Here is a 12,421-nt window from a genome sequence, read left to right on the forward strand (position 1 = left end):
AAGAAGTTCCGGATCGCATTCCGCACACGACGACGGCCCGGTACCGAAGCGGTACCGGGCCGTCGTGTGGCGAGGGTCAGACCAGGGCGGTGTCCACGACACCGACCACGAGCGCGCCGTCGACCACGTCCACGCGGACGGTGTCGCCCTCGTGCACGGCCTCGTCCACGACCAGGCTCGCGATGCGGTCGTCCACTTCGCGCTGGATGAGCCGACGGAGCGGACGCGCGCCGTACTCCGGCTCGGCGCCGTGCTCGGCGAGCCACGCGGCCGCGGCGTCGGACACCGACAGGGCCATCCCCTGGGCGAACAGCCGCAGGGAGGTGTCCCGCAGCAGCAGGTCGACGATCGACCGGAGCTGGTCCTTCTCGAGCTTGCGGAACAGCACGATGTCGTCGATGCGGTTGATGAACTCGGGACGCATCGCCTCGCGCAGCCGCCCCATCACGCGGCGCCGCAGGTCGTCCTCGTCGAAACCGCCGTCCCCCGCGGCCGAGAACCCGAGCGCACCTGATCGCGAGGCGAGGAACTCCGACCCGATGTTCGACGTCATGACGACGACCGTGTTCCGGAAGTCGACGGTGCGTCCCTGCCCGTCGGTCAGGCGCCCGTCGTCGAGCACCTGCAGGAGCAGGTTGAACACGTCCGGGTGCGCCTTCTCGACCTCGTCGAGCAGGATCACCGAGTACGGGTTGCGCCGCACGCGTTCGGTGAGCTGCCCGGCCTCGCCGTAGCCGACGTACCCGGGAGGCGCACCGACGAGCCGCGAGACCGTGTGGCGCTCGCCGAACTCGCTCATGTCGAACCGGAGCATCGCCGACTCGTCGCCGAAGAGCGACCCGGCGAGGGCCTTCGCGAGCTCGGTCTTGCCGACACCCGTCGGGCCGAGGAACAGGAAGCTCCCGACCGGCCGCCGCGGGTCGCCCATGCCCGTCCGGCTCCGCCGGACGGCCGTCGCGACGGCGCGCACCGCGTCGTCCTGGCCGACGACCCGCTCGTGCAGCTCGTCCTCCAGGCCGGCCAGTCGGCTCCGGTCACCCTGCGTGAGGCGGGTGGCGGGGATCCCGGTGGCCCGAGACACGACCGCGGCGACGTCGGCCTCCGTGATCGTACGGTCACCCGGTGCCGGACGGGAGGCGCGGAGGCCGTCGTCCTGCGAGGCGGCGGTGATCCGTGCCTCCAGTCCGTCGATCTCGTCGCGCAGGCGCGACGCCTCCTCGTAGCGTTCCTCGGCGACCGCGGCGTCCTTCGCCGTGGCGAGGGACGCGACCTGCTCCCGCAGGGCGGCCACGTCGACGTCGCCCGAGCGGGCCAGCCGACGGCGGGCGCCGGCCTGGTCGATGAGGTCGATCGCCTTGTCGGGCAGGTGCCGGTCGGTGACGTACCGGTGCGAGAGCTCGACGGCGGCGCGGAGGGCCTGGTCGGTGTACTCGACGTCGTGGTGCGCGGAGTACCGGGGTGCCAGGCCGGTCAGGATCGCGACCGCGTCCTCGACGCTCGGCTCCCCCACGGTGACGGGCTGGAAGCGGCGCTCGAGGGCGGCGTCCTGCTCGATGCGGCGGTACTCGGCGAGCGTCGTCGCACCGACCAGGTGCAGCTCGCCGCGAGCCAGCCGCGGCTTGAGGATGTTGCCGGCGTCCATCGAGCCGCCCTCGCCGCCACCGCCGGCGCCGACGACGGTGTGCAGCTCGTCGACGAAGACGATGAGTTCGTCGGCGTGCGCCGTGATCTCGTCCATCGCGTTCGTCAGGCGCTCCTCGAAGTCGCCGCGGTAGCGCGTGCCGGCGAGCATGCCGGCGAGGTCGAGGGCGACGACCCGCTTGCCCTGGAGCAGCACGGGGACGTCGCCGTCGGCGATGCGTTGGGCGAGCCCCTCGACGACGGCGGTCTTGCCGACGCCGGGCTCACCGATCAGCACGGGGTTGTTCTTGGTGCGGCGGAGCAGGATCTCGACGGTCTGCTCGATCTCGTCCGCGCGGCCGATCACCGGGTCGATGCCGCCCTGTCGGGCGCGCTCGGTGAGGTCGGTGCCGAACTGGTCGAGCGTCGGGGTGTCCGACTGCTGCTGCTCGTCGGTGTCGGTGGTGCCGGGCACGGGACGCCCCTCTCGCGCCGCCGCGGCGGCCTGTTGTGCGTACGACTGCACGACCTGCGGGGTCACGCCGGCGCTCGCCAGGAGCTGACCGGTGACGGTCTCCTGGTCCATGACGAGCGCGAAGAAGACGTGCTCGGGGTCGGTGTAGGTGCTGCCGAACCCGCGCGCGGCCTGGGTGGCCTCGACGAGGATGCGCTGCGCGCTCGGGGTGAGGGCGGGGCGGTCGTCGACGGGTGCGTCGGACGGGGCGGGCAGACGCTGCTCGACCTCGTGGGCGAGGTGCTCGGGGTCGACGCCGGCGGAGCGGACGACCGCGTCGAAGGGTTCGGTGGCGACGAGCTCGTGCAGCAGGTGCAGCGCGTCGAGCTCGCGCTGTCCCTGGGACACGGCGTACGTGGCGGTGCGCTGGAGCAGCTCGTGGGTGCGACGGCTGAGCAGTCGCGTGATGTCGACCGGGCGTCCGAGCGGGACGGACCGCCGGGCGCCGGTCTCCTGGGCCGCGAGGAGTCGTGCGAGGAACTCGTCGAACGAGTCACTGCCGCTGGTCGGGCCGAACGTCTCTGGCAACGGGACCTCCTGGGAACTTGAGTGCCTTCGACTCAATGCAACGCAGAGGGATCGGGGTCATTCCCGTTCGCCGGAGAAAGTTGCGGCGACCCGACTCAGGTCCGCGCGATCGCCGCAGTCCGGGCGTCGGTGGCGGTGATCAGGTCGGCGGGGGCGAGCTCGATGTCGAACCCGCGGCGGCCGCCGGAGACGAAGATGCTCGCGTACGTCAGCGCCGACTCGTCGACGACCGTCCGCAGCCGGGCCTTCTGGCCGACCGGGCTGATCCCGCCGACGACGTAGCCCGTGCGCTTCTCGGCGAGGGCCGGCAGCGCCAGCGAGGCCTTCTTGCCGCCGAGGGCCGCGGCGATCGCCTTGAGGTCGAGCCGGTTCGCCACTGGGACGACCGCGACCGCGAGCTGGCCGTCGACCGAGACCACAAGGGTCTTGAAGACCTGCTCCTCGCGCAGGCCGAGCGCGGCCGCTGCTTCTTCACCGAAGTTCGTCGCCGTCTCGTGGTGCTCGTAGACGTGCGGGGTGTACGGGATCCCCGCCCGCTCGAGGGCGAGGGTCGCTGGGGTGCTCGGCGATCCTGCGGTCATGGCGTCGATCCTGCCCGTCCGCTCCTGCCGGTCGGCTGCGGCGCGCGGGCGTTACGCTGAACGGGTGATCACGCTCGTCGAGGGACTGCTGCGCATCGTCGCGGCACTCGTCCTCGGCGACCCCGCGGTCGGACCGGCCCCGCTGCTCGCGGTGGCCGCCCTCGGGCTGACGGCCGCCGCGATCGGTGTCGTCGTCGTGCACCTGCTCGCCGTCGTCCTCGGCACCGCACGGCTCCCCCGCCCGGCTCCGGCCGCTGCCGAGGCCGCTGAGCTCGTGACGAGGATCGCGTGGAGCCACCCCGACGCCGACGGACACGTCCGCGGTCGGGCACCGGGAGCGCCCGTCCCGGCCTGATCCCGGACGGTGACGACCACCGACGGTGACCGGGCCGCATGCACCCGTGCCCCTCCCACCGATCGGAACCCCGTGGACATCACCACCCTGCCCGTCGTCGGCCCGCTGCTGCACGGCGGCGCCGACCTGCTCACCGCGCTCACCGGCGCCCTCACCCCCGTCGGCGGCGGGTCCGCCGCCGCCCTGGCCGTCGTCGCGCTCACGCTCGCCGTCCGCGTCGCACTCGTACCCCTGTCCGTGCTGCAGGTCCGGGCCGAACGGGACCGCCGCCGACTCGCCCCACAGCTCGCGGCCCTGCGGCGACGGTACGGATCCGACCGCGAGCGCCTGCAGCGTGCGGCCCAGGAGCTGTACACGTCCGAACGGGTCTCCCCGCTCGCCGGGTGCCTGCCGGTGCTCGCGCAGGCACCGGTGCTGTCGCTCGTGTACACACTGTTCACGCACGCCACGATCGACGGCGCCGTCAACGTGCTGCTCGACGCCACGCTCGTCGGGATCCCGCTCGGGCACTCGCTGCTCGTCGTCGTCACCGGGCCGCTGTGGACGCACGCGTGGGTCGTCCTCGTCCTGCTCGCCGTCCTGACCGTCGCGGTGGAGGCGTCCCGCCGCGCGGCCCTGCACTGGAACCCGGTCCCGCACGACGGCACCGCACCGGACGCCACTGCCCGCGCGGGGACGGCCGTCCCCCGGTGGGCACCGTTCGTCTCCGTGGTGTTCGCCGCGGTCGCACCGCTCGCCGCGACGCTGTACGTCGTGACGAGCGCGGTCTGGACGCTCGGCGAGCGCGCCGTGCTGCGCCGGGTGCTGCGCTAGCCGCCCTGCCCCTCCTGCTGCGGGCCCTGGTCGACGGGGTCGTACTCGGACCCGCGGCCCTGCTCCTCGTCGGCCGTCGGGACGTGGCGCTCGGTTCCGCTGCCGCCGGGGCTCGTCGCGACGTAGTCGGCCTCGCCGGACTGGGTGTCGTGCGACAGCGCCTCGAGGGTCTCCGGGTCCGCGTCGTGCCGGACGGCGTCGTGGCGCTCGGCGTCGGCTCGTTCGTGTTCGTGCTGGTCGGTCATGCGTCCCTACTACCCGTCGCCGACTGGACAGTGCCCGCCGCGACCGGACGCGCGGGGCGCTCCGGTGGGAACATGGCGGTCGTCCGGTGCGTCCGGACCGGGAGCGCACATGGCCGACGACGACGTCGCGACGGAACGGGCGCGGCTCGAGGCACTCGCTTGGGGTGCCGAGACGCCGCCGGACGAGGCTGCGCGGGCGCGGCTCGCCCTGCAGGCCCTGGCGGGCAGCGCCGCGGACCACGGACGGGAGGCACGCCCCACGCCCGCCCCGTCGGCCGAACCCGACGGCCGGTCACTCCGCGTGGCCGGCCCCGGCGCGGTGCCGGACCGCGCGGCCGCACCGGTCGCCGCCGTGGCGACAGCCGCGCCGGAGGCGACCACGGACGGACCGGAGGCGCGGGACGGCGGTGGGGCGGGCCTCCAGGCCGGTGCGCCGCAGACGGTCCGCAGCCGCCTCGCCGGGCTGCTGTGGACGGCCAGGCCGCGCGTCTGGATCGCGCTCGGCGCGGCGGCGACCATCGCGGTCGCCTTCGCCGCCGGCACGCTCGTCGGCACCGCGCGCGACCAGCCGGCCGCCGGACCGAGCACCACGCCGACGCCGGGGACGGTCACGCTCGAGGAGCTGCTCGACATGCCGCAGACGTACGCGGACCAGCTGCCGGGCCCCGTCGAGGCGCCGGTGAGCCTACGGACGACGCGACTGGTGTTCACGAACCGGGCGCTCGACGGGAGTGCCTTCGAGACACCGTGGAACGTCTGGGCCGGCATCGGGACGGACCGCTCGACCATCTGCCTCGTCGCGACGGCGAACCGGCTCGAGTCCACGACCGCGTGCTACCCGCGCGAGGAGGCACTGCACGGGTCGGTGTCCCTGTCCGCGCAGTCGATGAGCGGGACGCTGACGCTGACCCTGCGTGGCGGTGGCGTGCAGGGCACGGTGACGAACGAGAACTGATCGCAGCCGATCGGGAATGCCCGCACGGGCACTGCGTTGGAGCGCTCCTAGGACTTTCTCGGCGAACCCCCTCGCGCGATCTGGATGCACCGTGCAACACTGGATGAGCGCACTCGCCGTGGAGTCGTCCACAACATCCCGGGTCGTCCGACCCGGTCCACACCACAGCGAGCGCGCATCGCGCACCACCGTCACGACGGTCGGTCCGACGCGTGCTCCGCCGTTCCCCGGAGGAGGTCAGCAGCGTGTCCACGAACACCACCACCTCGGCCGTGTCGACGAACACGAGGCCGATCACCGTCACCACGCAGTCCGTCGTCGGCATCGCCGTGCTCGGGCTCGCCACGTTCTTCGCGATCACGACCGAGCTCATGCCGGTCGGTCTGCTCGGCACCATGAGCCGCGACCTCGGGGTCAGCGAGTCCACCATGGGCATCGTCGTCACCGTCTACGCCGCGGCCGTCGCCCTGCTCGCGCTCCCGCTGACGTCGTTCACCGCGCGGCTCCCCCGCAAGACCGTCCTCGTCGCGACGCTCGTCGGGTACGCGGTGTCGAACGTCCTCGTCGCCACGGCGCCGTCGTTCGCGGTCGTCTGCGCGGGCCGGGTCGTCGGCGGCGTCGCGCACGCGCTGTTCTTCTCGGTCGCGTCGGCCTACGCCACGCGCATCGTGCCGCCGCGGCTCGCCGGCCGGGCGATCGCGTTCGTCTACTCGGGCAGCTCGCTGGGCTTCGTCCTCGGCGTCCCGATCGCGACGTGGGTCGCGCAGACCATCGGGTGGCGTCCGGCCGTCGGCGCCGTCGCCCTGGCCGCCGCGGCGCTCGCCGTCGTCGCCGCCGCGTTCCTGCCGGCAGTCCGCGGCAGCTCGTCGCCGCACATCGGTTCGCCGCGTGCCTGGGCCCGGACCGGGCTGCTCTCCGTCGTCGTCGCCGACCTGCTGCTGTTCGCCGGTCACTACGTCGTCTACACGTACATCGGCCCGTACGCGGTCGACGCCGGGCTCGACGCCGGCATGGTCAGCGGCGCGCTCCTCGTGCTCGGCGGCACCGGGGTCGTCGGCCTCTGGCTCGCCGGGATGTTCGTCGACCGGGCACCCCGCCAGACGCTGCTCGCAGCGATCGCCGTGATGGCCGCCGCGTTCGCCACGATGCCGTTCGTGCACGGCTCGCTCGTCGGCACGATGGTGGTCGCCGGGATCTGGATGGCGGCCAACGGCACCACCGGCACGCTGTTCATGGCGGCGGCGATCCGCACCGGCGGAGTCTCCCCCGACATCGCGGGCGCGCTCGTCAACGGGGCGTCGAACATCGGCATCGCGGGCGGCGCGGCGATCGGCGGGCAGGCACTCGGGATCGTCGGGCTGCAGTGGCTGCCGTTCGCGGGTGCGGTCGTGCTCGTCGGCTCCCTCGGGGTCGTCGTCGCTGCTCGCCGCGGGTTCCCCGTGCACACGCACGCGCAGGAGCACCTGTCGACGTCGTCGATCGAGGCGATCACGTCCTCGCTCGCGGTCGTCACCACGTCGGTGCCGGTCGTGAGCCGGGCGATCCAGACGCTCACCGGGTCGGTCGCCGTGGCGACGGCGTCGGTGCCCACCCGTCGGCGGCGCTGAGGGGCGCGGGCGGGGCGCCGAGCGGGCCAGATCTGTCACGCTCGGCGTCGTCCGCCGACACGGTCTGCACGGTCGGCGATCGACGGGCGGGGTGTCGTGCGCGCTCGGTGCACGCACGAGGACGGGCGGGTCGGCTGGTGCCGGCCCGCCCGTCCTCGTGTGCGTCAGTCGCGCTGCTGTGCCGGGCGTCGCCGGGAGCGGACGCCCCGGGCGGCCAGCACGGCACCGCCGAGGAGCACGAGTGCGCCGGCGGCGACGAGCGCCGGGGTGGGCTCGGCCCCGGTGTACGCGAGCGGACCGGCCGCGCCGCCGCCGGTGGTCCCCCCACCGTCGGCGACCGGCTGGGTCACGGGCGTGCTCGGGGAGGGCGTCGGGGTCGGCGTGACCGCGGCTGCCGGCAGCGCGATGGTCAGCGGCGTGGGCGTCCCACCGACGGCGACCGTGGTCACGGTGACCGGTTCGCTGTCGACGTCGCCGGTGGAGGCGACGACGGAGTACTCGGTCTCCGGCCGCAACCCGGAGAGCACGAACGCGCCGTCCTGGTCGGTGGTCACGGTCACCGCGGCCCCGTCGGCCGGGTCGGTCGGGGTGGCCACGACCTCGACGTCCGGTGCGGGCGTGCCGTCGGCCTCGGTCACGGTGCCCGGCTGGTCCACCGTCGGCAGCGGCAGGACGAAGTCGACCGGGGTCGACGCGGCGCCGGTGTCCACGGTCGTGACGACCTGCGCCGCCGCGCCGTCGACGGTGATCCGGTACGGCGTGCCGGGTGTGAGGCCCGCGAGGTCGTAGGTGCCGTCCGCGTTCGTCGGGACGACCACGACCGCCCCGGCGCCGGCGTCGACCGGTCGCGCCGTGACGGTGACGCCGCCGATCGGCGTGCCGTCCTCGTACCGCACGGACCCGGGCTGGGAGACCGTGGCCGGGACGGGCGTGGTGAACGGGAAGTCCGCCGTCGCCGTGCCGTCGGCCGCAACGGTCACCGACACCTCGGTCGGCCCGGCGGTGCCGGTCGGCGTGGTGGTCCGGACCGTGTAGGTACCGGGGCGGACACGGAGGTCGTAGGTGCCGTCCGCCGCGGTGTCGAACGAGGCGACGACCTCGCCGCCCTGCAGGAGCTCGATCCGCGTCGGATCGCCCGGTGCGGTCCCGTCCACCGTGACCCGTCCGCCCACGGTGCCGAGCGGTGCCTGGACGACGAGCGGCGGGACGGTCGCGGCCGGGGCACCGTCGGCGCCGGTGGTCGCGGTGACGGGCGTCGCGCCGTCAGCCGTGGCGACGACGGGCGTACCCGCGGGCAGACCGGGCACGGTGTAGCGGCCCTCGGCGTCGGTGACGACCTCGGCCAGGGTCGCCCCGGTGGCCGGGTCGGTCACGACCACGGTGACGTCGGCGACCGGCGTGCCGTCGGTGTCCACGACGGTCCCGTCGACCACGACCGTGCCGGGAGGTGTCGCGAACGCGAAGTCGGCGTCCGTGACGTCCGCGCGGAGGGACACCGGTGCCGGTGCGACGGTGAGGGTGGCGTTGTCGGGCGTCGCCACGGACACGCGGTAGCCGTCGGCCTGCGTCAGCGCGTCGAACGTGTAGCGGCCCTGGCCGTCCGTCGTGGTGGTGTACTCGGTGCCGTTCGGCGCGGTGACGGTCACGAGCGTGTCCGGCAGGGCCTCGCCGTCGAGCGTCGCGGTCCCGGACAGGGACGAGGTCTTGTTCGCGAACCAGGTCTGGTAGACGGGGAACCCGCTCCGCTGCTGGTAGGTGATGGTCAGCGTGGCGAGGGACACGGTCGGTGTGAACCAGGCCGACGCGCCCGCGGTGTCGTTCGCGGCGGCGTTCCCGACCAGGACGCCGGTCGTGGCGTCCCACGTCGGTCGGTCCTGACCGGGCGTGGTGCCGCCCGGGTCCGGCGGGCAGCTCCACCCGCCGGGCGAGACCGTCGAGCACGAGTTGTAGGAGCCCTGGTAGCCGAGCTGTGCGACCGACGCCGGCGACCCGTCCGCGAGCGTCGCGGAGATCGTGGCCTGGTCGGCGTCGATGTCGCCCAGCACGAAGGACCAGCCGCCGGCACCCGGGGTCCCGCCCGCGAACGTGTAGGTCGTGACGGCGGCGCTCGCCGCGTTCGGCTGGTCGGCTGACGGCCGCTGGTTCAGGTAGGTGTTGCCGCGGCTGTTGCCGTAGACGGCCCCGGGCGGCGTGTACGGCCCCTGGCCCGTCGTCGCACCCGAGACGACCGCCGCCTGCCGCGAGGTCGAGGTGAAGGTCGTCTCCGGGAAGCCCGGCAGCGACACCGAGCCCGTGTAGGCGCGACTACTGCCGTCCACCTCGAAGGCTCCCCAGTGCCCCGTCGTCGCGGCGGACGCGGACGTCGCGCCGGTCACCGCCAAGCCTGCTCCCAGGACGAGACCGGTGATCCCGGCCGTGATCGTGCGCCATCCGCGCATGCGTGCTCCCCTGGTCCGCGCCGAGTGATCCTCGACGTTTCCTCAGGCTGCCAGGAGACGCGGAAGCGGGACCGTCGTCGTCCGGAAGCCGCACAAACGGCGGTCAGTCGATCGCGAGCAGCCGGTCGAGCGCGACGACCTGTCCGGCGACGAGCAGCGCGCGGGCCTCGTCGGCGCCGACCCACCGCCCATCGTCGACCTCCGGCACCTCGACGAAACGACCCGATCCCCGCGGGAGCTCGAGACGGACGGTGTTGCTCCGGACCGCGTCCACCACGAAGTCGTCGGCGCGCCGCGCGAAGACGCGGACGCGCTTGCCCGATGCCTGCCGGACCTCGCCGAGGTCGACGGTGGGGCCGTCCGGGGCAGGCACGCCGACCTCCTCCGCGAACTCCCGGAGCGCCGCTGCGAGCGGGTCCTCGCCGGGGTCGAGCAGGCCCTTCGGGATCGACCAGGCGCGGGGGCGTCGACGCCAGAACGGTCCGCCCATGTGCACGAGGAAGACCTCCGGCCCGTCCCGGTCGGCGGTCCGTCGGTGCAGCAGGAGTCCGGCGCTGGTGACCACGGCCCGAGCGTAGTGCGGACCCTCGGCGATCCCTCAGGACGGCCACGGCGCAGACCGGTCCGGAGGGCGTAGCTTCCGGGACCAGAGGCGCCGAACGACGCCCCGGAGGACCCCGGACGAGGAGGTCGATCGGGATGGACGGACGATGGACGACGGTCACGCTGGCGGCGGACGCCGCGCGACCCCACGACGAGGCCGTGCGGTGGGTCACCGAGCACGTCGGCGACGTCGAGCGGGTGCACGTCATCGGTGTGGACCCGGCGAGCGAGGCCCGCGTCGGCCCGGACGGCGTCCGGGTCGCGGACGCCGTCGCGCGGGCCGTGCAGGACGGCGTACCGACGGCCGACGTGACGGTCCGACGGCACGCGGGCTCCTTCGCCCGGGCACTCGTGGACGAGTCGGACGAAGGCGACCTGCTGGTCGTCGGCACGTACCGCGGCCGACGCGGTTCGACGGCCGGCGGGGACCCGGCCCGCGTCGCCGAGCGCGCGGCGGTGCCCACGGTGGTCGTGCCGGACGGGCCCCACCCGATCGCCGGCGACGTCGTCCTGGCGGTCGACGAGCCGCCCGACGCGCACGCCGAGGCCCTGGCGGTCGCGGAGGCCCGGCGGACGCACCGGCGGCTGACACTGCTCCGGGCGTGGGAGATGCCGGTGCTCACCCGGACCGGGCTCACCGACTTCGCGGAGGAGCCGCTCCGGTGGCGCACCCGGAACGCCGAGCTCCTGCAGCGGGTCACCGCCGCCGTGACGGCTCGGCACCCGGACGTCCGCGTGCACCCGCTGCTCGTCGAGGGACGTCCGGGGCACGCCATCGCCTCGCACACCCGGCGGGCGTCGCTCGTGGTGCTCGGCGTCGGACACGTGCACGCACTGTCCGGCTCGGTGCTCCACGACGTCCTGCGCGAGACGGTGTCGCCGGTCCTGGTCGTCCCGCCCGCGGCGCACACCGCGACCGAGATCGACGAGGTCAGCGCCTGACACCGCGCCGGGCCGGGTCCGGCAGACGGCAGCGGACGCGGTCCGAGCCCCGGCGGCAGCAGGTCAGCCGGCCAGGTCCCGCACCGCTGCGGCCACCCGGCCGGTCAGCCACGCCACCCCGCGCTCGTTCGGGTGCAGGGCGCCGGGGACCAGGTCGATCCGGCTGAGGTTGCCGCTGCCCTCGAGCGACACGCCGGCGACGTAGGAGCCCTTCGTCGCGCAGGCCGAGTGCGCCTGCGACGCCGCGAAGACGTCGACGAACCGGACCCCGGCCGCCCGCGCGGCGTCGGCGGACACGGTGTCGAGCTCCTCCTGCACACCGTGCAGGTAGCGGACGTCGGTGTCGGTGAAGGGGAAGGTGTCGGACGGGAACGACCCCGCGAGGGTGCCGAGGTCGAGCGCGGACCGGAAGCAGCCGCCCCTCGGCGTGTGGTCGGCGTCCGGGAAGATCGCCGGGTACCCGAGGAACACGACGACGGCGTTCGGCGCCGCGGCGCGGACGGCCCCCAGCGTCTCGGCGATCGACAGCGCCACGCGGGACTGGATCTTCACGCCGAGCTGGTCCTCGCCGTCGCGGACGAGCGTGCTGCGGCACGACGGGGCGTCGCGGCCGGAGAACACCGGGCCCTTCGACGACAGCGCCAGGCACGACGCCGCGGTACCGAACAGGTCGGCGTCGTTCCCGCCGATGGTGATCGTCACCAGCCGCGTCCGGTCGGACAGTGCTCGGACCTGCGGCGGCACTCCGCGGAACTGGAAGCCCGACACGACGTCGTCCGAGGTCGCGCCCGCGCAGGTGACGTCGGTCAGCGCGAGGCCGAAGCGCGCGGCGATGCGGTGCGGGTAGTCGCGGGCGGACTGGGCGCAGGCGTCGGTGGGCAGATGCGTCGGGTCGTCGAGCCCGTACCCGGCCGAGTACGAGTCGCCGAGCGCGACGTACTCCGACCCCGGCGGGATCGCGGCGAGGGACTCCGGCGGGTCGGACGGGACCGGGTACGGCACCGGCACGGGCCACATCGGCGCGGCGACCGCCGCACCGGAACCACCGACACGAGCCGCACCGACACCAGCACCACCGCTGACGCCACCGCCGCCCAGCGCGGAGGCTCCGACGAGCGCCACGACGGCCACGGCACCGAGCACCGCACGGCGGAACGCCGGACGGACACGGCGGAGCACCGGACGGGAGGGGGTCAGGGCGAGCCTCCGGGGAGTCGGGA

11 protein-coding genes are annotated in these 12,421 nt (G+C 74.5%); 5 read left to right on the forward strand and 6 right to left on the reverse strand.

Annotated features, from left to right (window positions below):
- Positions 1-76 precede the first annotated feature (76 nt).
- Entirely contained in the window at positions 77-2,662 is a 2,586-nt protein-coding gene (locus HUN58_RS00970; RefSeq protein WP_180225283.1) for an ATP-dependent Clp protease ATP-binding subunit, read from the reverse strand.
- A gap of 95 nt (positions 2,663-2,757) precedes the next feature.
- Entirely contained in the window at positions 2,758-3,243 is a 486-nt protein-coding gene (gene ybaK, locus HUN58_RS00975; protein WP_180225282.1) for a Cys-tRNA(Pro) deacylase, read from the reverse strand.
- 64 nt (positions 3,244-3,307) lie between these two features.
- Here ybaK and HUN58_RS00980 point away from each other — a divergent pair, with 64 nt between their 5' ends.
- Both HUN58_RS00980 and HUN58_RS00985 read left to right on the forward strand, forming a co-directional pair.
- Positions 3,308-3,598 (forward strand): hypothetical protein, encoded by a 291-nt coding sequence (locus tag HUN58_RS00980; protein ID WP_180225281.1) that lies wholly within the window; start codon positions 3,308-3,310, stop codon positions 3,596-3,598.
- A gap of 72 nt (positions 3,599-3,670) precedes the next feature.
- Positions 3,671-4,411, forward strand: a complete 741-nt coding sequence (locus HUN58_RS00985) for a membrane protein insertase YidC (RefSeq protein WP_180225280.1) — start codon at positions 3,671-3,673, stop codon at positions 4,409-4,411.
- Here HUN58_RS00985 and HUN58_RS00990 read toward each other — a convergent pair.
- Positions 4,408-4,656, reverse strand: a complete 249-nt coding sequence (locus HUN58_RS00990) for a hypothetical protein (protein WP_058743025.1) — start codon at positions 4,654-4,656, stop codon at positions 4,408-4,410. The two genes, HUN58_RS00985 and HUN58_RS00990, sit on opposite strands and share 4 nt — an antisense overlap.
- A 109-nt stretch (positions 4,657-4,765) precedes the next feature.
- On the opposite strand from HUN58_RS00990, the gene HUN58_RS00995 reads away from it, so the two are divergent.
- A complete protein-coding gene (locus tag HUN58_RS00995) occupies positions 4,766-5,611 on the forward strand; it encodes a hypothetical protein (protein ID WP_180225279.1) in 846 nt (281 codons plus the stop codon).
- Positions 5,612-5,856: 245 nt separating this feature from the next.
- Positions 5,857-7,218, forward strand: coding sequence for an MFS transporter (locus HUN58_RS01000; RefSeq protein WP_180225278.1), 1,362 nt, complete (start codon positions 5,857-5,859; stop codon positions 7,216-7,218).
- A 164-nt stretch (positions 7,219-7,382) separates the two neighbouring features.
- Here HUN58_RS01000 and HUN58_RS01005 read toward each other — a convergent pair whose 3' ends face one another.
- Positions 7,383-9,656, reverse strand: a complete 2,274-nt coding sequence (locus HUN58_RS01005) for a carboxypeptidase-like regulatory domain-containing protein (RefSeq protein WP_180225277.1) — start codon at positions 9,654-9,656, stop codon at positions 7,383-7,385.
- A 103-nt stretch (positions 9,657-9,759) separates the two neighbouring features.
- The gene (locus tag HUN58_RS01010) at positions 9,760-10,221 is read right to left on the reverse strand and encodes an NUDIX domain-containing protein (protein ID WP_144801202.1); all 462 of its coding nucleotides are present in this window, start codon (positions 10,219-10,221) and stop codon (positions 9,760-9,762) included.
- A gap of 134 nt (positions 10,222-10,355) precedes the next feature.
- Here HUN58_RS01010 and HUN58_RS01015 point away from each other — a divergent pair, with 134 nt between their 5' ends.
- Positions 10,356-11,201, forward strand: a complete 846-nt coding sequence (locus HUN58_RS01015) for a universal stress protein (RefSeq protein WP_180225276.1) — start codon at positions 10,356-10,358, stop codon at positions 11,199-11,201.
- Positions 11,202-11,264: 63 nt separating this feature from the next.
- On the opposite strand, the gene HUN58_RS01020 is transcribed toward HUN58_RS01015, so the two are convergent.
- On the reverse strand, positions 11,265-12,380 hold the full coding sequence (locus HUN58_RS01020; protein WP_141861526.1) for an SGNH/GDSL hydrolase family protein: 1,116 nt from the start codon (positions 12,378-12,380) through the stop codon (positions 11,265-11,267).
- Positions 12,381-12,421 lie beyond the last annotated feature (41 nt).

This window comes from Curtobacterium sp. Csp1 (genome assembly GCF_013347185.1).

Excerpts from the sequence above, each read along its gene's own strand:
- ybaK (WP_180225282.1), bottom strand. The coding sequence starts at position 3,243 with ATGACCGCAGGATCGCCGAGCACCCCAGCGACCCTCGCCCTCGAGCGG.
- HUN58_RS00990 (WP_058743025.1), bottom strand. The coding sequence starts at position 4,656 with ATGACCGACCAGCACGAACACGAACGAGCCGACGCCGAGCGCCACGAC.
- HUN58_RS00995 (WP_180225279.1), top strand. The coding sequence starts at position 4,766 with ATGGCCGACGACGACGTCGCGACGGAACGGGCGCGGCTCGAGGCACTC.
- HUN58_RS01005 (WP_180225277.1), bottom strand. The coding sequence starts at position 9,656 with ATGCGCGGATGGCGCACGATCACGGCCGGGATCACCGGTCTCGTCCTG.
- HUN58_RS01015 (WP_180225276.1), top strand. The coding sequence starts at position 10,356 with ATGGACGGACGATGGACGACGGTCACGCTGGCGGCGGACGCCGCGCGA.